The organism is Streptomyces sp. FIT100 (genome assembly GCF_024584805.1).
In the GTDB taxonomy this organism is placed as follows: Bacteria; Actinomycetota; Actinomycetes; order Streptomycetales; family Streptomycetaceae; genus Streptomyces.
Map to the genome: position 1 here is coordinate 1,356,907 of NZ_CP075715.1, position 22,230 is coordinate 1,379,136.

At 73.7% G+C, this 22,230-nt stretch carries 15 protein-coding genes; 13 read left to right on the forward strand and 2 right to left on the reverse strand.

Going from position 1 to position 22,230, the window contains the following annotated elements; genetic code table 11:
* Window positions 1-52 precede the first annotated feature (52 nt).
* From KK483_RS05885 to KK483_RS05905, 5 genes are all read left to right on the forward strand, one after another.
* Window positions 53-802: a GntR family transcriptional regulator gene (locus KK483_RS05885; RefSeq protein ID WP_262004148.1), complete on the forward strand. Its 750-nt coding sequence runs from the start codon at window positions 53-55 to the stop codon at window positions 800-802.
* Between the two features lie 21 nt (window positions 803-823).
* Window positions 824-1,990 (forward strand): type ISP restriction/modification enzyme, encoded by a 1,167-nt coding sequence (locus KK483_RS05890; protein ID WP_262009357.1) that lies wholly within the window; start codon window positions 824-826, stop codon window positions 1,988-1,990.
* Window positions 1,991-2,150: 160 nt separating this feature from the next.
* Window positions 2,151-3,371 (forward strand): CaiB/BaiF CoA-transferase family protein, encoded by a 1,221-nt coding sequence (locus tag KK483_RS05895; RefSeq protein ID WP_262004149.1) that lies wholly within the window; start codon window positions 2,151-2,153, stop codon window positions 3,369-3,371.
* Window positions 3,372-3,700: 329 nt separating this feature from the next.
* Window positions 3,701-7,603, forward strand: coding sequence for a Pls/PosA family non-ribosomal peptide synthetase (locus KK483_RS05900; RefSeq protein ID WP_262004150.1), 3,903 nt, complete (start codon window positions 3,701-3,703; stop codon window positions 7,601-7,603).
* Window positions 7,591-8,973 (forward strand): M1 family metallopeptidase, encoded by a 1,383-nt coding sequence (locus KK483_RS05905; protein ID WP_262004151.1) that lies wholly within the window; start codon window positions 7,591-7,593, stop codon window positions 8,971-8,973. The genes KK483_RS05900 and KK483_RS05905 overlap by 13 nt, the downstream gene beginning before the upstream one ends.
* Window positions 8,974-9,198: 225 nt before the next feature.
* Here the strand turns inward: KK483_RS05905 and KK483_RS05910 are convergent, their stop codons facing one another.
* Entirely contained in the window at window positions 9,199-9,465 is a 267-nt protein-coding gene (locus tag KK483_RS05910; protein ID WP_262004152.1) for a hypothetical protein, read from the reverse strand.
* A 267-nt stretch (window positions 9,466-9,732) separates the two neighbouring features.
* Here KK483_RS05910 and KK483_RS05915 point away from each other — a divergent pair, with 267 nt between their 5' ends.
* From KK483_RS05915 to KK483_RS05930, 4 genes are all read left to right on the forward strand, one after another.
* Window positions 9,733-11,286: a DUF4331 domain-containing protein gene (locus tag KK483_RS05915; protein WP_262004153.1), complete on the forward strand. Its 1,554-nt coding sequence runs from the start codon at window positions 9,733-9,735 to the stop codon at window positions 11,284-11,286.
* Window positions 11,286-12,638 carry a hypothetical protein gene (locus tag KK483_RS05920; RefSeq protein ID WP_262004154.1) on the forward strand — a complete coding sequence of 451 codons (1,353 nt, stop codon included), beginning with the start codon at window positions 11,286-11,288 and terminating at the stop codon, window positions 12,636-12,638. Before KK483_RS05915 ends, KK483_RS05920 begins: the two co-directional genes overlap by 1 nt.
* A gap of 938 nt (window positions 12,639-13,576) precedes the next feature.
* Window positions 13,577-15,034 carry a sulfite exporter TauE/SafE family protein gene (locus tag KK483_RS05925; RefSeq protein WP_262009358.1) on the forward strand — a complete coding sequence of 486 codons (1,458 nt, stop codon included), beginning with the start codon at window positions 13,577-13,579 and terminating at the stop codon, window positions 15,032-15,034.
* 58 nt (window positions 15,035-15,092) lie between these two features.
* On the forward strand, window positions 15,093-16,853 hold the full coding sequence (locus KK483_RS05930) for a serine/threonine-protein kinase (protein WP_262004155.1): 1,761 nt from the start codon (window positions 15,093-15,095) through the stop codon (window positions 16,851-16,853).
* On the opposite strand, the gene KK483_RS05935 is transcribed toward KK483_RS05930, so the two are convergent.
* Window positions 16,837-17,643 (reverse strand): SGNH/GDSL hydrolase family protein, encoded by an 807-nt coding sequence (locus tag KK483_RS05935; RefSeq protein ID WP_262004156.1) that lies wholly within the window; start codon window positions 17,641-17,643, stop codon window positions 16,837-16,839. The genes KK483_RS05930 and KK483_RS05935 overlap by 17 nt on opposite strands.
* Before the next feature lie 664 nt (window positions 17,644-18,307).
* Here KK483_RS05935 and KK483_RS05940 point away from each other — a divergent pair.
* The 4 genes from KK483_RS05940 (at window position 18,308) to KK483_RS05955 (ending at window position 22,216) form a co-directional block, all read left to right on the forward strand.
* A complete protein-coding gene (locus KK483_RS05940) occupies window positions 18,308-19,135 on the forward strand; it encodes a glycosyltransferase family 2 protein (RefSeq protein WP_262004157.1) in 828 nt (275 codons plus the stop codon).
* Entirely contained in the window at window positions 19,132-20,211 is a 1,080-nt protein-coding gene (locus tag KK483_RS05945; protein WP_262004158.1) for a glycosyltransferase family 2 protein, read from the forward strand. Before KK483_RS05940 ends, KK483_RS05945 begins: the two co-directional genes overlap by 4 nt.
* Before the next feature lie 26 nt (window positions 20,212-20,237).
* The gene (locus tag KK483_RS05950) at window positions 20,238-21,038 is read left to right on the forward strand and encodes a polysaccharide deacetylase family protein (protein ID WP_399015972.1); all 801 of its coding nucleotides are present in this window, start codon (window positions 20,238-20,240) and stop codon (window positions 21,036-21,038) included.
* Window positions 21,039-21,112: 74 nt separating this feature from the next.
* Window positions 21,113-22,216 carry a DUF5925 domain-containing protein gene (locus KK483_RS05955; protein WP_262004160.1) on the forward strand — a complete coding sequence of 368 codons (1,104 nt, stop codon included), beginning with the start codon at window positions 21,113-21,115 and terminating at the stop codon, window positions 22,214-22,216.
* Window positions 22,217-22,230: the final 14 nt, after the last annotated feature.

Here is a 22,230-nt window from a genome sequence, read left to right on the forward strand (position 1 = left end):
GGGCCCCGAGCACCACTTTCGGTCCCGAGGCCGGATCTGATACGGAGTTGCCGTGACCGCCTTCGCCCCCGACTCGCTCGTCCTGAACCGCAAGCTGCCGCTCTGGTACCAGGTCTCGCAGTCCCTGCGCGCCTCGATACTGGGACGCCGGCCGCACGATCCGCTGCGGCTGCCCACCGAGGAGCAGCTCGCCGAGCACTACGGCGTGAGCGTGCTGACCATGCGGCAGGCGCTGAAGGAGCTGGAGTCGGAAGGGCTGATCAGCCGGCACCGGCGGCGCGGCACCTTCATCGAACCGGGCGCCCGGCGCGGCGCTCCGCGGCGGCTGCTGGGCTCGATCGACGCGATCGTGGCCCAGCAGTCGGGCGAGCGGACCACGGTCCTCGGCCACGGGACGGCGCCCGTGCCCGGCGAACTCGCCGAGCACTTCACGGACCTGGACGAGGTCGTGATGTACCGGCGGCTGCGCTGCGACGGCGAGAGCGGGGAGCCCACCAACTGGGCCGAGAACGCGGTACGGCCGGACATCGCCGCCGGCATCGACGTGGCGGACCTGGAGCGCTGGCCGATGACGAAGGTGCTGCGGGACGTCGTGGGGGTAAGGATCAGCCGGGTCACCGACACGGTCGAGGCGCGGCTGGCCGACCCGGAGACGGCGGAGCTGCTCCAGGTGCCGCTGCTGTCGCCGATCCTGCACTACACGGGGGTGACCTACGACGACGAGGGGCGGGTGGTCGATGTGGCGCGGATCCGGTATCGGGGGGACCGGTTCTCGTTCTCGGTGACCATCGAGGCGGAGTGACCGGGCGGAGTGACCACGACCATGCTGCTGGACGACCTGATGCCCTGGTCCACCGGACCGCTGCGACTCGGCCGCCGCTGGGTGGTCGCACCGGATGCCCGCACCCTCAGGTCCCGTTGGGACGCGCTCGTGGGGTCCGCGGCGGAGGAGCGCCGGGCGCTCTTCGGCGAGACGCGGGCGCGGGGGCTGCACACCGCGGTGGCCGCGCTGCCGGGGCAGTCCGCGGGGACGGCGCGGTTCGCGCGGGAGGACGGCCCCTGTCCGGAGCCGGTGCGGATCGTGCACGGGGCGTTCGACGAGCAGTGGGTCATCCCCGACCACCGGCTGATCGACGTCGCGCGGCCCGAGTTGTGGCGGGTGGCGGACGAGCGGCAGCTGTTCGCCGTGGAGCAGGGGCATGTGCCGGGAGCGGCGGGGCCCGCGCTGCTCGTCTCCGGGGCGCTGCCCGAGGGCCGCTCGCCGGCCGGCCGGCCCGGGCGGATACGGCCGCTGTACCGGCGGCCTGGCGGGCGTGAACCCAATCTGGCACCGGGGCTGCTGGAGGCGCTGACGCGCCGGTACGGGCAGGAGGCCGCCCCGGAGGACGTCCTCGCGTGGGCCGTGGCCGCCGGGCGGACGACGGCGAGGGGGTGCGAGGTGCCGTTCCCCGCGGATGCGGGCGTGTGGGCAGACGGAGTCGAGCTGGGGCGGCGGATCACCGGGATCCAGCTGAGGGGCGCGCGGGGCGGTGAGCGGCCCCGGCTGCCCGGGGGCCGGCGGCCCTATGTGCGGTCCGCGCTTCCGGCCCGGCCCCTGGACATCGCGTACGACTCCGGCGAGGAGGCGCTGCTCATCGGCGAGGGGCGGATCGCTCCCGTACCCGCGGAGGCTTGGGACTTCCAGGTCGGCGGGGTCCGGGTGGTGGAGCACTGGTTCGAGCGGCGGGCCGCCGAGGCGGAGCCGGGCACCCTGGAGGCGTTGCGGCCCGGCACCTGGCCGCAGGAGTGGACCTCGGAACTGCTGGAGCTGATCACGGTGCTGGCGCTGCTCGGGCAGCTGGAGGCGCGGAGGGCGGAGCTGGGCGAGCAGGTCGCGCGTGCGGAGCTGCCGGAGGTGCCGCTGCCCGCGGTCCCTGCCGCGGCCCGCCGGCCCGCGTCGGTGCTCGACCACCACGAGGAGGGTCCGGAAGGCCAGTTCGCGCTCGTCTGAGGCGTGCGCGCGGGGCGCGAAGGGCGCGGGCGCGGGGCGCGAAGAGCGCGTACGCGAGGCGCGAAGAGCGCGTACGCCGGGCGGGCAGGGCGCGTACGCGGGGCGGGCGGCTCAGGCGTGCGAGTGACAAAGGCGGCGCGTGCACGGTAGTACGGCTCCCATGAGCCAGCCGCTGCCCCAGCAGTCCTCGCCGACGCCGCTGCCCCTCGACGGTGTCACGGTCGTCGCCGTCGAGCAGGCCGTGTCGGCGCCCTTCGCCACACGCCAGCTCGCCGACCTCGGCGCGCGCGTCATCAAGGTCGAACGCCCCGACGGCGGCGACTTCGCCCGCGGCTACGACACGGCGGCGCAGGGCCTCGCCTCGCACTTCGTCTGGTGCAACCGCGGCAAGGAGTCACTCGCGGTCGATCTGAAGGACCCGCGCGGGCTCGCGGTGGTGCGCCGGCTCGTCGCGGGCGCGGACGTCTTCGTCCAGAACCTGGCGCAGGGCGCGGCCCAGCGACTGGGGCTCGACGCCGCCACGCTGTGCGCGGCCCACCCGCGGCTGGTGGCCGTGGACATCTCGGGGTACGGCCCGGACGGTCCCTACGCGCACAAGCGGGCGTACGACATGCTCGTGCAGTGCGAGGCAGGGCTGGTGTCGGTGACGGGTACCGCCGAGCAGCCGGTGAAAGCCGGGATTCCGGCCGCCGACATCGCGGCGGCCATGTACGCGTTCTCGGGGGTGCTCGCGGCGCTGCTGCGACGGGCGACGACGGGGCGGGGCGGCCCCGTGGAGATCTCGATGCTGGAGGCGCTCGCGGAGTGGATGGGGCATCCGCTGCACCACGGGATGCACGGCGGTGCGGCGCCGGCGCGCACCGGCGTGGCGCACGCCGTCATCTCCCCGTACGACGCGTATCCAACGGCGGACGGCGGGCAGGTGCTGCTGTCCGTGCAGAACGACCGCGAGTGGCGGCGGCTGGCGGAGCAGGTGCTGGAGCGGCCCGAACTCGGCGACGACCCGGGCTTCGCCACGAACGCGGCGCGCACGGTGAACCGCGCGAAGACGGACGCCGTGGTCGCGGAGGCGCTGGCGCTGCTGGACACGGCGGAGGCCGTCGCCCGCCTGGAGGCCGCGGGCATCGCCTGCGCCCGGCTGAACACGGTCGCGGACCTGGCGGACCACCCCCAGCTGGCGGCCCGCTCGCGCTGGCGCGAGGTCGGCTCCCCCGCGGGCCCGCTGCGGGCACTGGTGCCCCCGATCACCCTGCCCGGCGGTCCGCAGCCGCTGATGGGCGCGGTCCCCGGGCTCGGCGAGCACACCGACGCGCTGCTCCGCGAGGCGGGGCTGACGGACGAGGAGACGGCGGAGCTGCGGAGGGACGGGGTCGTGGTCTGACCGCCCGCGGGGCCGCGGACGCCCCGTACGGCTGGATCTGCGCGTGCCCTTCACCACAGCCGCTCTCCCGGCCGCGGGCCCCGACCGACGCCCACCGTCCCCCACTCCACGCCTTTGACCTGCGGCGATACTCTGCCAACGGGTCCGCGGTGCAAGTGTCCGGGAAGACCCCGCCCGCGGCGGGCACAACAGGCGAGTCGCTCGAACGCTGGATAAACTCCTCGTTTGCCGTGCGCGCAACAACGCAGCGCACCACTGGGCGAACGGAGAGTGAGATATATGCGTAGGAACGAGCCGTGCGCAATATCGTTCGGCGATCGGCACGCTGCATGACCGTCGTCCCTGGTACCCCGGCCCTGCTCGACCCGCTGCTCGACGGCGCCCCCGTACCGGAACCGGCGCTCTTCGTCGCCGGTGGCGCCCCCGCCGAGCGCACCCTCCTCGACATCCTCGACGAGACGGCGCGCCGGCACCCGGACTCCCTGGCCGTCGACGACGGCCTGGCGCCCCTGACGTATTCCGCCCTCCTCGACGAGGTCGAGGCGCTCGGGCTGCGGCTCGCCGAAGCCGGCATCGGCACCGGCGACCGGGTCGGCGTGCGCGTCCCGTCCGGGACCGCCGACCTGTACGTGTCCATCCTCGCCGTCCTCGCGGCGGGCGCCGCGTACGTCCCGGTCGACGCCGAGGACCCCGACGAGCGCGCCGAACTCGTCTTCGGCGAGGCGGCCGTGAGCGCCGTGATCGGCGCGGGCCGGAGCATCGCGGCGAGCGGTACGCCTTCCGGAGCCACCGGCCGCAGGCCCGCTCCCGGCGACGACGCCTGGATCATCTTCACCTCCGGCTCGACCGGAAAGCCCAAGGGCGTCGCGGTCACCCACCGCAGCGCGGCGGCCTTCGTCGACGCCGAGGCGCGGCTGTTCCTGACGGACGCCCCCCTGGGCCCGGGCGACCGTGTGCTCGCCGGGCTGTCCGTCGCCTTCGACGCCTCCTGCGAGGAGATGTGGCTGGCCTGGCGCCACGGCGCATGCCTGGTCCCCGCCCCGCGTTCCCTCGTCCGCACCGGCCTCGACCTCGGCCCCTGGCTGGTCGAACAGCGCATCACCGTCGTGTCGACGGTCCCCACACTTGCCGCGCTGTGGCCCGCCGAGGCGCTCGACGAGGTACGGCTGCTGATCTTCGGCGGCGAGGCGTGCCCGCCCGAGCTGGCCGAGCGCATGGCCGTCCCCGGGCGCGAGGTCTGGAACACCTACGGCCCCACCGAGGCCACGGTCGTCGCCTGCGCGGCCCCGCTGACCGGCGAGGGCCCGGTGCGCATCGGACTCCCCCTCGACGGCTGGGAGCTCGCGGTCGTCGACGGCCGGGGCGAGGTGCTGCCCATGGGCGAGACCGGTGAACTCGTCATCGGCGGCGTCGGTCTGGCCCGCTACCTGGACCCCGCCAAGGACGCCGAGAAGTACGCCCCGCTGCCCGCCCTGAACTGGTCCCGCGCCTACCGCAGCGGCGACCTCGTGCGCGCGGAGCCCGAGGGCCTGCTCTTCGTCGGCCGCGCCGACGAGCAGATCAAACTCGGCGGCCGGCGGATCGAGCTCGGCGAGATCGACGCCGCCCTCCAGGCCCTCCCGGGCGTGGCGGGCGCCGCCGCTGCGGTCCGTACGACGGCCGCGGGCCACCAGCTCCTGGTCGGCTACGTCGTGCCGGGCGATACCTGGCCCGAGTCCGGGTTCGACGCCGGGGACGCCCTGGAGCGGCTGCGCAAGGAGCTTCCCGCGGCGCTCGTGCCCGTCATCGCCGTCGTCGACGATCTGCCGACCCGCACGTCCGGCAAGGTGGACCGCAACGCGCTGCCCTGGCCGCTCCCGGACAGCGGGGCGGACACCGAAGGCGGCACGGCCGCTCTCACCGAGACCGAGGCGTGGCTCGCCGAGCAGTGGCGCGAGCTGCTGGGCGCCCCCGTGACCGGCGCCGACGCGGACTTCTTCGCCAACGGCGGCGGCAGCCTGGCCGCCGCCCAGCTCGTGTCGCGGATCCGCGAGCGGTACGGCACCGGCTCCGTCGGCGACATCTACCAGAACCCGACGCTCGGCGCGCTTGCCGGAACGCTGGAGGCAGAGTCCGCCGCCGGCGCCAAGACCCGAACGGTACGACCGGTCCCGCGGTGGACCGGCGTCGTCCAGATCCTGCTGATGCTGCCGCTGCTCGGCGTCGCCGGACTGCGCTGGGGCGTCGTCGCGGCCGCCGTCAACAACATCGTCGGACTGCCCTGGGCGCCCACCGTCTCCTGGTGGTGGGTGGCGTTCGGCTGGCTGCTCGTCGGCAGCCCGCCCGGGCGGATCGTGATCGCGGCGGGCGGTGCGCGGCTGCTGCTGCGCGGCGTGCGCCCCGGCACGTACGCCCGCGGCGGCAGCACCCACCTGCGGCTGTGGACGGCCGAGCGGTTCGTCGAGCTGAGCGGCGCGACGAGTCTCGCCGGCGCCTGGCTCACCTACTACGCGCGGGCGCTCGGCGTCCGCATCGCGGAGGACGTCGATCTGCACTCCCTGCCGCCGGTGACCGGCATGCTGCGCCTCGGCAAGGGCGCCGCGGTCGAGCCGGAGGTGGACCTGTCGGGCCACTGGCTCGACGGCGACCGGCTGCGCATCGGCACCGTACGGATCGGCGCGGGCGCCACCGTCGGCGCCCGCAGCACCCTCTTCCCGGGTGCGCGCGTCGGCAAGCGGGCCGAGGTCGCCCCCGGCTCCGGGGTGACCGGCGCCGTCCCGGCGGGTGAACGCTGGTCCGGCGTCCCGGCCTCCCGCAAGGGCAGGGCCAACCGCCATGTCCCGGCCGGCGGGCGCCCGGTGCGCAAGCGCCGCTGGACCACCGTCTACTCGGTGTCCTCGCTGGTGCTCGGCGTGCTGCCGGCCCTCGCCGCACTCCCCGGACTGCTGGTGATCGGTACCTTCCTGCGCGGCCGCACCGGCATCGGCGAGGCGATGGCGGCGGCGCTGGCCGCCGTCCCGCTCGCCACGGTCGCCTCGGTGATCACGTATGCGCTGCTGATCCTCGCCGGCGTGCGGGCGCTGGCGCTCGGGCTGCGCGAGGGCTACCACCCGGTGCACGGCCGCGTCGCCTGGCAGGCATGGGCGACCGAGCGGTTGATGGACATGGCCCGGGTGCATCTCTTCCCGCTGTACGCGAGCCTCTTCACGCCCGTGTGGCTGCGGGCGCTCGGGATGAAGGTCGGCCGCGGGGTGGAGGCTTCGACCGTGCTGGCGCTGCCCGCGATGACCACCGTCGGCGACGGGGCCTTCCTCGCCGACGACACCATGGTCGCCTCGTACGAGCTGGGCGGCGGCTGGCTGCACATCGCCGAGGCCCGCGTCGGCAAGCGCGCCTTCCTCGGCAACTCCGGGATGACCGCCGCCGGCCGCCGGGTGCCCAAGCGGGGCCTCGTGGGCGTGCTGTCGGCGACCCCGAAGCGGGCGAAGCCCGGCTCGTCCTGGCTCGGAATGCCGCCGATGAAGCTGCCCCGGGCGGTGGAGGAGGGCGACCAGAGCCGCACCTTCGCCCCGCCGAGGCGGCTGAAGTGGGCGCGGGCGGGCGTCGAGCTGTTCCGTGCCGTGCCGGTGATGTGCGGCGTCGCGCTCGCCGTGCTCGCGTTCGGGTCCTTCACCTGGCTGGCCGGGCGCTACGGCTATCCGGTCGCGGTGCTGTCCGGCGGCGCGGTGCTTGCGGCCGCGGGTCTGGTGGCCTGTGTGGTCGCGATCGCGATGAAGTGGCTGCTGGTCGGCAGGTTCCGGGCGGTGGAGCACCCGCTGTGGTCGTCGTTCGTGTGGCGCAACGAGCTCGCCGACACCTTCGTCGAGGTGCTCGCGGTGCCGTGGCTGGTCGGCGCGATCGGCGGCACCCCGCTGATGAACCTGTGGCTGCGCGGCCTCGGTGCCCGCATCGGCCGCGGTGCCTGGTGCGAGACGTACTGGCTGCCGGAGGCCGACCTCGTCACCGTCGGCGGCGGCGCGAGCGTCAACCGGGGCTGCGTCGTGCAGACCCACCTCTTCCACGACCGGATCATGCGCATGGACAATGTCCTCCTCGGAGCCGGTGCCACGCTCGGTCCGCACGGCATCGCGCTGCCCGGCGCGGTGATCGGCGACCGCGCGGCGGTCGGCCCGGCGTCGCTGGTGATGCGCGGGGAGAGCGTGCCCGCGGACACCCGCTGGCTGGGCAACCCGATCGCGGCATGGCGGAAGTGACCACCGGCGGCCCGAGCGCACAGCACGGCACGGAGCACTTGGCACAGGGCAAGACCGGAGGAAGCACGACGGTGTCGGATTCGTATCTGCCGCAGCACGGAGACAGCGGCTACCGGACCACGGAGTACGACCTGGAGCTGGACTACCGTCCGCACACCGGCCGGCTCGCCGGCCGGGCCAGGATCAGCGCCGTCGCCGAGCGGGCGCTGCCCGAGGTCGTCCTCGACCTCGGGCAGTTCCGCCTGACCAAGGTGCTGGTGGACGGCGGCCGCCCGGCCCGGTACACGCACCGCGCCGACAAGCTGCGGATACGTCCGGCGCGCCCGCTGCGCGCCGGCGCCGCCTTCACCGTGGAGGTCCGCTACACCGGCGTGCCGCAGCCCGTCCGCACCCGCGACTGGGGCGACCTCGGCTGGGAGCAGCTCGACGAGGGCTCCCTGGTCGCCTCGCAGCCCAGCGGAGCGCGTTCCTGGTTCCCGTGCAACGACCGCCCGGACGACAAGGCGCCCTACCGGATCGCGGTCACCGCGCCGTCGCCGTACACGGTGATCGCGAACGGCTCGCTGACCTCCCGCACGATCAGCGCCTCCACGACCACGTGGGTGTACGAGCAGCCCGCTCCGATGGCGAGCTATCTCGCGACGGTCCAGATAGGACCGTACGAGCTGGTCGACGTGGCGCACTCGGGCGCCGTGCCCCAGCCTGCGGCGGTGCCGCACGCGCTGCTGGGGCGATTCGAGCACGACTTCGCCCGGCAGCCGCAGATGATGACGGTGTTCACGGACCTCTTCGGCCCGTATCCCTTCGACGACTACGCGGTGGTGGTGGTCGACGAGGAGCTGGACGTACCGGTCGAGGCGCAGGGCCTGTCGATCTTCGGGGCCAACCACGTCGACGGCAGGCGCGGCAGCGAACGGCTGGTCGCGCACGAACTGGCCCACCAGTGGTTCGGCAACAGCCTGACCGTCGCCGACTGGCGGCACATCTGGCTCAACGAGGGCTTCGCGAAGTACGCGGAGTGGCTGTGGTCCGAGATGTCCGGAGGCCCGTCGGCGACGGCGAAGGCGGCCGAGTCCCGAGCGCGGCTCGCGCTGTTGCGGCAGGACATCAAGGTCGCCGATCCGGGGCTGCGGAGGCTGTTCGACGACCGGGTCTACGAGCGGGGGGCGCTGACCCTGCACGCGCTGCGCACGGAGATCGGGCACGCGCCCTTCGTGGCACTGCTGCGGGAGTGGACCTCGACGCGGCGGCACGGCGTGGTGACCACGGAGGAGTTCATCGCCCTGGCGCGGCAGCACTCGCCGCGGCCGCTGGACAAGCTCTTCACGCGGTGGCTGTACGAGACGAAGCTGCCGCCCCTGCCTCTGTAGCACCCCTGCCTCTGTGGCACCCCTGGCTCTGCAGCTCGCCCGCTCTCCGCCCCGGGGGCCGGGTGGGGACCGCCGGGACGGAGAGCGGGCGAGGGGTGAAGAGGTGGAGGGGCACTGGGGTGGGCGACCGTCGGCACCGGCTCAGGCGCCCCGAGGCGAACCGGTGGGGAGGTCGGGTGCGCGTGATCACGCGAGCCCGGCGCCGCGGTCGGTCACCCCGTGGGGCTACTGGCCTCGGCTGCCGAACAGCGAGCGCCGCAGTCGGCGCAGCGGCGCGAAGAGCGAGACGCGCGCGCTCTTGCGGCCGTGACCGTGCGCCACATCACGCGTCGTCAGCTCGCGCATCAGCGATGTCGCCTCTGCCGCCTCGCGCTGCGGGACGGCGGGGCCGCCCAGCACCGAGAGATGGCGGTCGAGACGCGAGCTGGTCGCACTGCTCCCGCAGGTGATGGCAGGCACTCGCGGCCTGCTGCGCATTGTTATCTGATCCATGTCACTCCCCACCCGTACGAGGGCACCCGGCCCGGGCAGGTTAACCCTATCGCCCCGCAGTGACACCCGTGTATCCCGGTCGCAGGATTCACCACACTCGTACGGGGGTTGACGCGTGTTCGATCAATCCATCTGATTCCAGGGCGAGTTGGACACCGGGTGGCCCGGCCCGAGAGCCCGGGATCCGGACCAATCCTCGCACCCGCCGCCTCCGAATGCAGGTCATCAGCAGTTCCGGACAGCTCGCTCAGGAACAGGACGGATGCGATGACCACTGTCAACAGGAGCGCACGGGGGACTCGGGGGCGCAGGAGTCTCGCCGCACTCGTCTGCGGTGCACTGGCCGCCGGGGGGCTCGCGGCCGCCGGTGTCACCACCAGCCTCGCGCCGGAGGCGGCCAACGCCTCCAGCCACCGCGAGGCCCCGCTGGTCTCGGGCCAGCCGCAGTACGACAACACCGATGTGTACGCCTTCGTGAGCCCGGACAAGCCGGACACGACGACGATCGTCGCCAACTGGCTGCCGTTCGAGGAGCCCGCCGGCGGCCCGAACTTCCACCGCTTCGCGCACGACGCCCGCTACGACATCCATATCGACTCGGACGGCGACGCCCAAGGCGACCTGCTCTACCGCTGGACGTTCAAGGACCACGTCCGCAACGGCGACACGTTCCTCTACAACACGGGTCCGGTGACCAGCCTCGACGACACCGACCTCAACATCCGGCAGACGTACGACATCGAGCTGCTGCGGCTGCGGAATCAGCATGTGATCTCCACCACCAAGATCGCCGACGATGCGCCGGTCGCCCCCTCGAACGTGGGCAAAGCATCCATGCCGGACTATGCGCAACTGCGCGGGCAGGCGGTACGCGAACTGCCCGACGGCAGCACGGTGTTCGCCGGCCAGGCCGACGACCCGTTCTTCCTCGACCTGCGCGTCTTCGATCTGCTCTACGGGGGCGACCTGTCGGAGGTCGGCCGGGACACCCTCAAGGGATACAACGTCAACACGATCGCACTCCAGGTCCCGTCGGAGCACATCCGGCAGTCGTCAGGACAGCCGGTGATCGGCATCTGGTCCACCACCCACCGCAAGAACGCGAGCGGCCACTGGACCCAGGTGTCGCGGCTCGGGATGCCGCTCGTCAACGAGGTCGTCGTACCGCTGAAGGCCAAGGATTCGTTCAACGCGTCCTCGCCCTGGAACGACGGGGACTTCCTGCCCTTCGTCACCGAACCCGAGCTGCCGAGGCTGATCGAGGCGATCTACAAGATCGACGCTCCGCAGGAGCCCCGCAACGACCTCGTGTCGGTCTTCCTCACCGGGGTCGAGGACCTCAACCAGCCGCCGGACGTCCGGCCCGCCGAGGCGCTGCGCCTGAACACCGCGATCCCGCCGGCCGCAGAGCCGAAGCGGCTCGGGGTGCTCGACGGGGACAACGCGGGGTTCCCGAACGGGCGCCGGCTGAGCGACGACGTCCTCGACATCTCGCTCCAGGTCGTGGAGGGCGAACTGCTCGGCCAGAAGAACGACTTGGGCGACGCCGTCGACGCCAACGACCAGCCCTTCGGCGAGAGCTTCCCGTACGTCGCCCTGCCGGTGTCGGGTTCGGACGGCCCCCAGGCCCAGGGGCAAGGGCAGGGGCAGGACGGCGGCGACCGGAGTCAGCTGGGCGGCGGCACGGCCGAGCTGACGTCGGCGGCGGACGGTGACGACACCCTGGTGACCGCCTCGCTGACGGCAGCGGGCGCCGGCCTCGTGCTCGTGGCACTCGGCCTGGCGTGGTGGCGCATGCGGCGTGGCGGGAGGGCGATGTGATGCCCCTCTCGGGCGGCCGGATGTGGCGGCTCGGAGCCGGGGTGGCGGGGCTGGCCCTCGCGCTGACGGCCGCGGGAGCGGTCGTGGGCGGCGCGGGCGAGGCCCCCGCCGCCCCGGCGGCGGCCGGGGCGGCCCTCGGGACGGGCACCCGGCAGGACCTCCGGCCGTTGCAGGACCATCTCAGGACCCGGCCGAAGGACGCGACGGCCTGGGCGGCACTCGGGGCCGCCTATGTGGAGGAGGCGAGGGCGGGCGGTGACCCGTCGCGGTACCCGCAGGCCGAGGAGGCGTTCGGGCGCTCCCTTCGGCTCCGCCCGGACGAGAACGCCGACGCCCTCGCGGGCCGTGCCGCGCTCGCCGCGGCGCGGCACGACTTCACGGCGGCGCTGCGCGACGCGGAGCGGGCGCTCGCCGTCAATCCGTACAGCGAGCGCGGCCTTGCCGTGCGGATCGACGCGCTCGTCGAACTCGGCCGCTACGGCGAGGCGTCGGCCGCCGCGAGGACGGCGGACGCCCGTCGCCCCGGGATCCCCGTCTTCACGCGGTTCGCGTACTTCCACGAGCTGCGCGGTGACACGAAGGAGGCCCGGCGCGTGCTGGAGCTCGCACTGGCCTCGGCGGTCCGTCCCGCGGACATCGCGTACACAGCGACCGCGCTCGGCCAACTCGCCTGGAACGAAGGCGACTACGCGGAGGCGCTGCGCCGCTGCGGGCATGCGCTCAGGGCCGAACCCGGCCATCAGGAGGCGCGGGACTGCCGGGCGCGGGCCCTGGCCGGCCAGGGCGATCTCCGGGGCGCCGTCAAGGAGTTCGAGGGTCTCACCCGGCTCGCCCCGCTGCCCGGACGGCTCGTCGCACTCGGTGAGCTGTACGAGGCGACCGGGCAGCGTGCGCGTGCCGAGGATCAGTACGCGCTGATCGGCACCTGGACGGAGCTCGCCCGCGCCGGCGGCGTCAACCCCGACCTGGACACCGCACTCGCCGCGGCGGACCACGGCGACCGCGCGGACGCCCTGCGGGCCGCACGGGCGGAGTGGCAGCGCCGCCGCACGGTCCACACGGAGGACGCGCTGGCGTGGGCCCTGCACCGCTCCGGCCGCTCCGCCGAGGCACTCCCCCACGCCCGGCGGGCGACCGCGACCGGCTACCGCAACGCCGTGTTCCTGTACCACCGGGGGATGATCGAGCGGGCGGCCGGCGACACGGCGGCGGCACGGGACTCGCTGTCCCGGGCGCTGCGGCTCAACCCCGCGTTCTCCCCGACGGGTTCGGTCGAGGCGCGGCGCGCCCTTGATGCGCTGGGTGCGCTGGATGCGCTGGATGCGCTGGATGCGCCGGAGGGGGCGTCATGAGCGGGGGACGCGTCGGCGGGCGCCCGCGGCGGGCCTCCTCCCCACCCCGCCCCTTCCCGCCCCGGGGCTCCGCCCCGAACCCCGCCCCGGCCGAAGGGACCGGGCCCGCCCGGCGCTCGGGAACCGGCGACCTGAAACAGAGCCCCGGTCTCCAGCCCGCCCGGCGCCCGAGCACGGGGGACCTTGAGCGGACCCCCGGTCACCAGCCCGTCCAACGCCCGAGCGCAGGGGACCCCGAGCGGAACCCCGGTCACCAGCCCGTCCGGCGTCCGAGCACGAGGGATCCCGAGCAGAGCCCTGCTTTCCAGCCCATCCAGCACCCGAACACGGGGAACCCCGAGCAGACCCCCGGACTCCAGCCCGTCCGGCGTTTAAGGACCGGGGACCGTGAGCGGAACCCCGTTCTCCAGCCCATCCAGCACCCGAACACGAGGGATCCCGAGCGGCCCCCCGGACTCCAGCCCATCCGGCGTTTAAGGACCGAGGACCCCGAGCAGACCCCTGCTCTCCAGCCCATCCAGCACCCGAACACGAGGGATCCCGAGCGGCCCCCCGGACTCCAGCCCATCCTGCGTTTGAGGACCGAGGACCCCGAGCAGACCCCTGCTCTCCAGCCCATCCAGCACCCGAACACGAGGGATCCCGAGCAGAGCCCCGGCCTCCAGCCCGTCCGGCGTTTGAGGACCGGGGACCGTGAGCGGAGCCCTGCTCTCCAGCCCGTCCGGCGCCCAAGCACGAGGGATCCGGAGCAGAGCCCCGTCCTCCAGCCCGTCCGGCGCTTGAGGACCGGGGGTGCGGGGGCGGAGCCCCCGGAACGGGGTGCGGGGCGGAGCCCCGTTGCAGGGCCGGGGGCGGAGCCCCCGGAACGGGGTCCGCGGGCGTCCGCGCGATGGCGCGCCGTCCGGGGGCTCGTCGCGGCCGCGGTCGGCGCCGCGGCGCTGCTGGCCGCTGCCGCGGCCCCCGCCGCCGCCCACCCTCTCGGCAACTTCACCGTCAACCGCTACGACGGGCTCGTCGTCTCCCCGCGCGCGTTGACGGTCGACCACGTCGAGGACCTGGCCGAGATCCCGGCCGCCCGGATCCGCCCGCGGGAGCTCTCGCGCGGCGAGCTGGCGGCGTGGGCGAAGGCACGCTGCGCGGCCGCCTCCCGCGATGCGCGGCTGCGTGTCGACGGGCGCGCGGTGGCACTCGCCGCGGACACCGCGCGGGCCGAGGTCCGTCCCGGTCAGGCGGGGCTGCCGACGCTCCGCGTCGAGTGCCGTATGACCGCCCCGCTGCCCGAACGCGGCGCCGTGTCCATCGGCTTCACGGCCGCTGCGGCCGGCGCCGAGGGCCCCGGCTGGCACGAGATCACGGCCCGAGGGGACCGTAGGACCCTCACGTCATCGGACGTGCCGCAGAAGTCCGTGTCGCGCAGGCTGGCGTCGTACCCGACGGGTCTCCTAGACTCGCCGCCCGACCGTACGAGCGCGGCGGTCACGGCCGTTCCGGGCGGCCCCGCCCTGACCGCGGACGAGGGCGACGACGGGGCCGCCGCCCCGCCCCCGTCGGTGCTGCCGCGCGGCGCGGACCGCTGGACGCAGGCGCTGACCGGGCTCGTCGAACGGCGCGAGCTCACGCTCTCGTTCGCCGCGCTCGCGCTCGCCGTGGCCGTGGGCCTCGGGGCACTGCATGCCCTCGCCCCCGGCCACGGCAAGACGCTGATGGCCGCGGCCGCGGCGGCGGGCGGACGGAGTTCGCTGCGGAACGTCCTGGTCCTGGGCGCCTCCGTGACCGTGACCCACACGCTCGGGGTCTTCGCCCTGGGCGCCCTCGTGGCGGCCGGCTCGGCCGTCGGCCCGTCGGTCGTCGGCTGGCTGGGCGTGGTGAGCGGTGTCCTGGTCACGGTCGCCGGAGCGGTGCTCGTACGCCGGGCCTGGCACCAGCGGGCACACGGCCATGCGCACGGTCACACCCACGTCCATCTGCCGGGCGGCCACGGCCACGCTCATCACCACGGCCACGGCCACAACCACAACCACGAGCACACGCACGAGCGCCCCTCCCAGCCGCTCCGCCGCGCCGTCCTGCTCGGCTTCGCCGGCGGCCTCGTCCCCAGTCCCTCCGCCGTCGTCGTGCTCGTCGGCGCCGCGGCCCTCGGGCACGCCTGGTTCGGGCTGCTGCTCGTCGTCGCGTACGGCGCCGGGCTGGCCCTCACGCTCACCGCGGCGGGGTTCGCCGTCGTACGGCTCGGGGAGCGGGCGGGGCGCTGGCTGGCGCGGCGGCGGGGCGACGGGCGGCGCGGTGGGCGGCTCGTCGCCTTCCTGCATCGCACCGCTCCGTTGAGCACAGCCGTCGCCGTCCTCGTACTGGGTTGCGGATTGGTGTTCAGGGGGGCCGCAGGGGCCATCAGTTGAGCTAGCTTGGAGGGGTTTCCACCGTGATGGTCGCTCTGCTGCGGATGGGGGGCTCGCCATGAGCGAAGTGCCGGACGGCGAAAGGGACTGCGGACGAGACGGCGGACGGGCCGGCGGACGGGCCGGCGACGGGACGCTGATCGCGGACCGGTACCGGCTGCTGGGCCGGCTCGGCGAGGGCGGCATGGGCGTGGTGTGGCGCGCCCGGGACGAGCTGCTCGGCCGGGAGGTCGCGATCAAGGAGGTCCGGGCGCCCGCCGGGCTCGGCGCCACCGATGTGCAGCGGCTGTACGCGCGCCTGGAGCGCGAGGGCTGGGCGGCCGCCCGGATCTCCCAGCGCAATGTGGTCACGGTCTACGACGTGGCGTCGCACGACGGCCGCCCGTGGATCGTGATGGAGCTGATCCGCGGGCTCTCGCTCGCCGAGGTGCTCGACGCCGAGGGGCCCATGGCGCCGCGGCGCGCCGCGCACATCGGGGCGGAGGTGCTCGCCGCGCTGCGCGGGGCTCATGAGGCGGGGGTGCTGCACCGGGACGTGAAGCCCGGGAACGTCCTGCTCGCCAACGACGGCCGGGTGGTGCTCACCGACTTCGGGATCGCCATGGTCGAGGGCACGTCGAATCTGACGATGACCGGAGAGCTGGTCGGATCCCCGGAGTTCCTCGCTCCGGAGCGGGCGCTCGGGCGCACTCCGGGCGCGGAGTCCGATCTCTGGTCGCTCGGGGTGCTGCTGTACGCGGCCGTCGAGGGGGTCACCCCGTTCCGCCAGGACACGCCGCTGAGCACGCTGCGGGCGGTCGTCGACGAGGAGTTGCCGCCGCCGCGCCGGGCGGGTGCGCTGGCCCCGGTCATCGAGGGACTGCTGCGCAAGGATCCGGCGGCACGGCTGTCGGCCCGGGAGGCCGACCGTGAGCTGCGGATCGTGGGGGCCGGCGGCACACCGCGCACGGGGTCCACTCCCGTGCCGTCTTCCGGCCCGTACGCCACGACGGTCAGCCCGGCCGCGCCGACGGCCGCTACGGCTCCCGCGGGCGGTTTCGGGCCGCCCACACCGCCGACCGGAGCACTCGCCGTCCCGCCCGAGCGGCCACGGCGCGCCAGGGCAGCGCTGGTCGCGGGTATCGCCGTACTGCTGCTGTCGATCGGCGGCCTCGGCTACGCGCTCCTCGGCGGCTACGGCAACGGCTACGGCAACGGCAACGGCAACGGCAACGGCGGCAGCACCGGCGGCGCAGGCAACGGTGCGGCGAACGGCGGAGCGAGCGGCGGTGGGACCGCCGGCCCCTCGGCGACCGGTGACGACCCGTCCGGCGGCACTCCCGGCACACCGGGTACGCCGAGCACCACGGACACCGCGCCCACGGGCGGCGCCGGCTCCGCGACGGCGACGCCTCCGCAGCAGACCGTCCATGTGTACGCCCAGGCCGTGACGGGCAGCTACAGCGGCTCCTGCCCCCCGCCGGAGGCGGAGGCGCCCGCTTTCACCGCGACGGTCACCGTGGGGCGTACGCCGGCGTCCGTCACGTACCGGTGGGTGACGGAGAGCGGGAAGGGCTCTGGCGGGGGATGGAAGACGCTCGACTTCCCGGCCGGGAAGGGGACGTCGCAGCGTGTCGCCCACATCGAGCGGACATACGCGGAGAACGCGACGCACCACGACCGGATCCGGCTGGAGGTCCGGAGTCCGGTCGGGGCACGCTCGAACTGGGTGGCGTTCTCGGTGACGTGCGAGGAGGAGTCTCCGTCTCCGACGGGCGAGCCCTCCTATGCGGTGGTGGATCCCGCAGGCTCTGCGGACCCGCTCACACCGCGCCGTTGAACGTGGGCAGGTAGCCGCCCGACTGTCCGGACTGGGTGGGGTGGTACGACTCGCTGATGTTCAGCCAGTTGACGCTGTGCAGCCAGGCGGCGCCGGAGCAGATCTCGTGCCCGGTGAAGGTCGGGACGACATCGGCGAAGGTGTATCCGTGGTCGGCGGCCCGCTTGGCGATGGCGGCGTTGAGGTGGTCCGCGCCGCCGTTGATCGCGGCGCGCTCGTTCTCGGTGAGGCCTGTGACGCAGTTGCCGTTCAGCTTGTAGAAGCGGGGATAGCCGATGACGACGACGTGTGCCGCCGGTGCCTTGGATCTGATGGCCGAGTACACCGCGTCGAGCCGCCCGGGCAGGGTGCTGTCGACGTACTGCTTGGCCTGGTTGACCCGGGAGATGCAGGTGCTCTCGGACTGGAGCACGCAGGTCGTCATGACGTCGGCGAAGCCTGCGTCGTTGCCGCCGATGGTGATCGAGACGAGGTCGGTCGCGGAGGTGACGGGTCCGAGCTGGCTCGCCGTCACATCGGTCGTGACAGCGCCCGAGCAGGCGGTGAAGGCGAATGAGGACGGTGCGTTGACGGCCGCCCAGAGGGCGGGGTAGGCCCGGTTGGTGCGCTTGCAGTCGCCGCTGTCGCTGAGGTACGCGCCGGCGCCGAGGCCCGAGGAGTACGAGTCGCCGAGGGCCACGTAGTCCCCTGCCGCGCTCTGCGCGGCCTGTGCCTGGCCCGCCCCGGTCAGGGCGAGGACGGCGCCGAGGAGGAGTGAGGATGAGAATGCCGCGATTCGGGACAGTTTCATGGAACCTCCCTTTAGCAGGATCTCTGCCTCAACTGTGGTAGCACGCCCCATAGTTCACCGGAAGTGTCCATGCCAAGAACAATCAGGGACTTATGTCTACTTCTTGGTGGATCATCAGCTATCGACGTGCAGTGACCTCATGATTCACCCACGCCACGCCACACATGCCACGGCGACCGCTTTCTTTCCCTTCCTCATCGAAATGCGGAACAGTCCTGTGCATTTCGGCCCGGTAAGGAAAAAGATGCAGAAAGGGTGGGACGTCATTCCAGGACTTGTCATACAGTCCTATTCATCAATACCGGCGTAGATCCACCCGCAACGACCCATCATGCAGGACGACTCCAGGGGAGGGGTCGAGCATCGCGAAGGGGTCCGAGCGGAGCGCGGTAGGGGGGTGCCGTGACCGGCCGTGCCTGCGGGCATGCGCCGGCTCACGGGCCGCGCGACCGGCACTGCCAACTCACCCGGCCGGCACGGAGAGCCATGCCGTCACGCACGCGTGACGTCGTGCCTCCGTGAGTCATGGGTCCATGCCGTCATGGACCCGTGCCGCCATGGACCCGTGCCGTCACGGCCGAGGTGAGAACCCCCCTTTCGAACCGGACACTCATCCGGACCGCCCCGCCGCGGGCGGTCCACCGGACGAGAGGGAAACCCACCGATGAGCTCGTTCCTGCGCCCGGCGGTCCAAGAGACCACCGTCACACTGGGCCGGATCCCCGCCCAGTACCGCCCGATCTCCTCGCACCTCGCGATCACGCCGCCGGTCAGCGTCGTGATCCCCGCCATGAACGAGGCGGAGAACCTTCCGTACGTCTTCAAGACCCTGCCCGAGTGGATCCATGAAGTGGTCCTCGTCGACGGCAACTCCACGGACGGCACCGTGGACGTCGCCCGGGAGCTGCGGCCGGACGTCAAGGTCGTCAAGCAGGCGGGAAAGGGCAAGGGATCCGCGCTCATCAGCGGGTTCGCCGCCTGCACCGGCGACATCATCGTCATGGTCGACGCGGACGGCTCCGCCGACGGCCAGGAGATCGTCAGCTATGTCTCCGCCCTCGTCGGCGGCGCCGACTTCGCCAAGGGCTCCCGCTTCGCCAACGGCGGCGGCACCGACGACATGACAGCCATTCGAAGACTCGGGAACCGTGTCCTGTGCGCCGTCGTCAACGCCAAGTTCGGCGCCCGGTACACCGACCTCTGCTACGGCTACAACGCCTTCTGGCGCCACTGCCTGGACCGGATCACCCTGGACTGCACCGGCTTCGAGATCGAGACCCTCATGAACATCCGGGTCGTCAAGGCCGGACTGCGCGTCCAGGAAGTGCCCAGCCACGAGTACCTGCGCATCCACGGCGTCAGCAACCTCAGCACCGTACGGGACGGGCTGCGGGTCCTCAGAGTGATCCTCAAGGAGAAGGGGGTCCCGCGCCGGTCGGCACGCCGCGCGCCCGCGCTCACCCTCAAGACCTCACGGGGAGAGGCGTCTTGAACAGCCCGTTCCAGGCCGCTCGCCGGACGTACTCGGTCGTGGTCTGCGTCTACACGGAGGACCGCTGGGAGGACATCCTCGCGGCGGTCGCCTCGGTGCGGCAGCAGTCGCTCCCGGCGCTGGAGACGCTGCTCGTCGTCGACCACAATCCGGCGCTGCTGTCCCGGCTGAGCGGCACGTTCACGGGGAGCGTCGACCAGGGGGTGGTGCGGGTGCTCGCCAACGCGGGCCCCCGCGGCCTCTCCGCGGGCCGCAACACCGGGATCGCCGCCGCCCGCGGCGAGATCGTCGCCTTCCTCGACGACGACGCCGTGGCCGAGCCCGACTGGCTGCGGTACGTGGACGAGGGCTACGCCGATCCGCGCGTGATGGCCGTGGGCGGCAGGACCCAGCCGGCCTGGGCCTCGGGCCGCAGGCCCCGCTGGTTCCCCGAGGAGTTCGACTGGGTGGTGGGCTGCACCTACCGGGGACTGCCGCCCGGCCGCGTCCGGGTACGCAACGTCCTCGGCGGGAACGCCTCGTTCCGGCGCACCGCCTTCGACGCCGCAGGCGGCTTCGCCACCGGCATCGGACGCGACGGCGACCGGCGGCCCCTGGGCTGCGAGGAGACCGAGCTGTGCATCCGGCTGGCACGGGCCCTCCCCCACGCGGTCCTGCTGATCGACGACCGTGCCGTCATCCACCACAAGGTGTCCGCAGCCCGTGAGGGCTTCGGCTACTTCCGTGCGCGCACCTACGCCGAGGGCCTCTCGAAGGCCCTCGTGGCGCGCAGTGTGGGCAGCGACAAGGCGTTGGAGTCCGAGCGCCGGTACACCACGCGGGTGCTCCCGGCGGGCGTCGTGCGCGGACTGCGCGACGCCCTGCTCGGCCGTCCGGGCGGAGCCGGGCGGGCGGGCGCGATCGTCGCGGGCGTCGCGACCGCGGCCGCGGGCTACGCGCTGGCGCATGTACGGACGCGCTCGGGGGTGGCGTTCGCGCACGGCCCGGTAGCGGCCTACGCCCGGCGCCCGGACGGCGAGACGGACTCGGCGCCGGTCGCGGAGCCGGCCCCTGCCGCCGGAGGTGGGCCGCGGTGACGGACCGGTCGGCTGTGCCCATCCTGATGTACCACGCCGTCGGGCACCGGCCCGCGCCCGCCGCGTACCGGCTCTCCGTGGCGCCGGAGGCGTTCGCCGAGCAGATGGCGCTCCTGGCCGCACACGGCTTCGCCCCCGTCACGACGGCCCGTCTCGGCCGGGCCTGGCGGGGCGGGGAGCCGCTCCCCCCGCGTCCCGTGCTGATCACGTTCGACGACGGATACGAGGGCGTGCACCGCCACGCCCTCCCCGTCCTCGCCGAGCACGGCTTCGCCTCGACCTTGTTCGTCTCGACCGGATGGCTGCGCGGCGAGCACGAGACGCGCGGGACGGGCGGGACGGGCGGGACGAGCAGGACGAGCGGGGCACTCGACACGATGCTCGACTGGCACCAGGTGCGGGAACTGGCCGCCGCGGGCGCCGAGATCGGCGGCCACTCCCACACCCATCCGCAGCTCGACCAGGTCGACGACGCCCGTCTGCGGTTCGAGACCCTGCGGTGCCGGGAGATCATCGCCGGGGAACTGGGAGCGGCGCCGGCCTCGTTCGCGTATCCGTACGGCTACTCCAGCCGGCGCGTGCGGCACATGGTCCGTGCGGCGGGCTTCGCCCAGGCCCTCGCCGTGGGCAACGCGGCGGCCCGCCGCCGCCAGGGTCCGTACGCGCTGGAGCGGGTGACCGTTCGGCGCTCCACCCGCATCGAGGAGTTCGAACGCCTCGTCGAGGGCCGGGGCCTCGCCCGCCACTTCGCACCGGACCGGGCGCTGACGAAGGGGTACGCCGTCGTGCGCGGAACCCGGAAGGTGATGCGAGTTCTTCGCACGTGAGTGCGAGACCGGCACGCAGCGCCGCACGTCAAAACACCGTGCACGGAGCGTCCCCGTGCCGGATCATGGGCGCCATGTCTGCCACGCCTGCCAACCCCGGGGATGCCCTGCCGATCCGGCTCAACGTCGACGACAGCGATTCACCGTCGGACGTCGTCGACGCGCTCTTCCTCGGCCGCTTCGCGACGGGCGAGCAGCCGTACTCGCACAGTTCGACGATCGACCGCGTCAAGCCCGGCGCCACCCTGCTGCCGCCGGGCTCGACCGTGCTGCGCGCGGCGCGTGACGACGACCGCAGCGCGACGCTCGCCGAGGGCGACGGCTGGACGCTGCTGATCTCCCGGTGGAACCGGGGCGCCGACGTCACGGTCACGGCCGTGACCTCCGAACTCGCCGAGAGGATCCACAAGCAGGCGACGGAGGGCGTCCAGGACGAGCCGGAGCCCCAGCCCGAGAACGTGACGATGGGCTTCTGGTACGTGTCCCCCCGCCGCGGACCGCACCGCACCACCCGCCAGATCAGTGCGGGCACCTGGGAGGAGGTGCGGCCCAACTACACGGCCCGGGTTGCCGACGCGATGGACCGGCTGATGAAGGTGACCCCGGACGACATCGCCGGGCGGCTGCTCCTGCTGCACGGCCCGCCGGGCACGGGCAAGACGTCCGCGCTGCGGACCCTGGCCCGCTCCTGGCGCGACTGGTGCCAGGTGGACTGCGTCCTCGACCCCGAGCGGCTCTTCAACGACGTCGGCTATCTCATGGACATCGCGATCGGCGAGGACGAGGGCACGGCCAAGGGCCGCTGGCGGCTGCTGCTCCTGGAGGACTGCGACGAGCTGATCCGCGGCGAGGCCCGGCACACCGCCGGCCAGGCCCTGTCCCGGCTGCTGAACCTGACGGACGGTCTGCTGGGCCAGGGTCGCAACGTCCTCGTGGGGGTCACGACCAACGAGGACCTGGAGCGCCTCCACCCGGCGGTGGTCCGCCCCGGGCGCTGCCTCGCCCGGATCGAGGTCGGCCCGCTCACCCGCGCGGAGGCGGTCGGCTGGCTGGGCACGGACGAGGGGGTCGGCCGCGAGGGCGCGACGCTCGCGGAGCTCTACGCCCTGCGGCGCGGGACGACCCCCGCGTCGGTCCCGGCGCAGCACGACGGGGCCGACGCGGGGCTGTACCTGTAGTCCCCCGAGTACGT

Bases quoted from the DNA above. Each gene is read 5' to 3' on its own strand.
- KK483_RS05890 (WP_262009357.1), top strand. From the start codon at position 824: ATGCTGCTGGACGACCTGATGCCCTGGTCCACCGGACCGCTGCGACTC.
- KK483_RS05895 (WP_262004149.1), top strand. From the start codon at position 2,151: ATGAGCCAGCCGCTGCCCCAGCAGTCCTCGCCGACGCCGCTGCCCCTC.
- KK483_RS05900 (WP_262004150.1), top strand. From the start codon at position 3,701: ATGACCGTCGTCCCTGGTACCCCGGCCCTGCTCGACCCGCTGCTCGAC.
- KK483_RS05905 (WP_262004151.1), top strand. From the start codon at position 7,591: ATGGCGGAAGTGACCACCGGCGGCCCGAGCGCACAGCACGGCACGGAG.
- KK483_RS05910 (WP_262004152.1), bottom strand. From the start codon at position 9,465: ATGGATCAGATAACAATGCGCAGCAGGCCGCGAGTGCCTGCCATCACC.
- KK483_RS05915 (WP_262004153.1), top strand. From the start codon at position 9,733: ATGACCACTGTCAACAGGAGCGCACGGGGGACTCGGGGGCGCAGGAGT.
- KK483_RS05920 (WP_262004154.1), top strand. From the start codon at position 11,286: ATGCCCCTCTCGGGCGGCCGGATGTGGCGGCTCGGAGCCGGGGTGGCG.
- KK483_RS05930 (WP_262004155.1), top strand. From the start codon at position 15,093: ATGAGCGAAGTGCCGGACGGCGAAAGGGACTGCGGACGAGACGGCGGA.
- KK483_RS05935 (WP_262004156.1), bottom strand. From the start codon at position 17,643: ATGAAACTGTCCCGAATCGCGGCATTCTCATCCTCACTCCTCCTCGGC.
- KK483_RS05940 (WP_262004157.1), top strand. From the start codon at position 18,308: ATGAGCTCGTTCCTGCGCCCGGCGGTCCAAGAGACCACCGTCACACTG.
- KK483_RS05950 (WP_399015972.1), top strand. From the start codon at position 20,238: ATGTACCACGCCGTCGGGCACCGGCCCGCGCCCGCCGCGTACCGGCTC.
- KK483_RS05955 (WP_262004160.1), top strand. From the start codon at position 21,113: ATGTCTGCCACGCCTGCCAACCCCGGGGATGCCCTGCCGATCCGGCTC.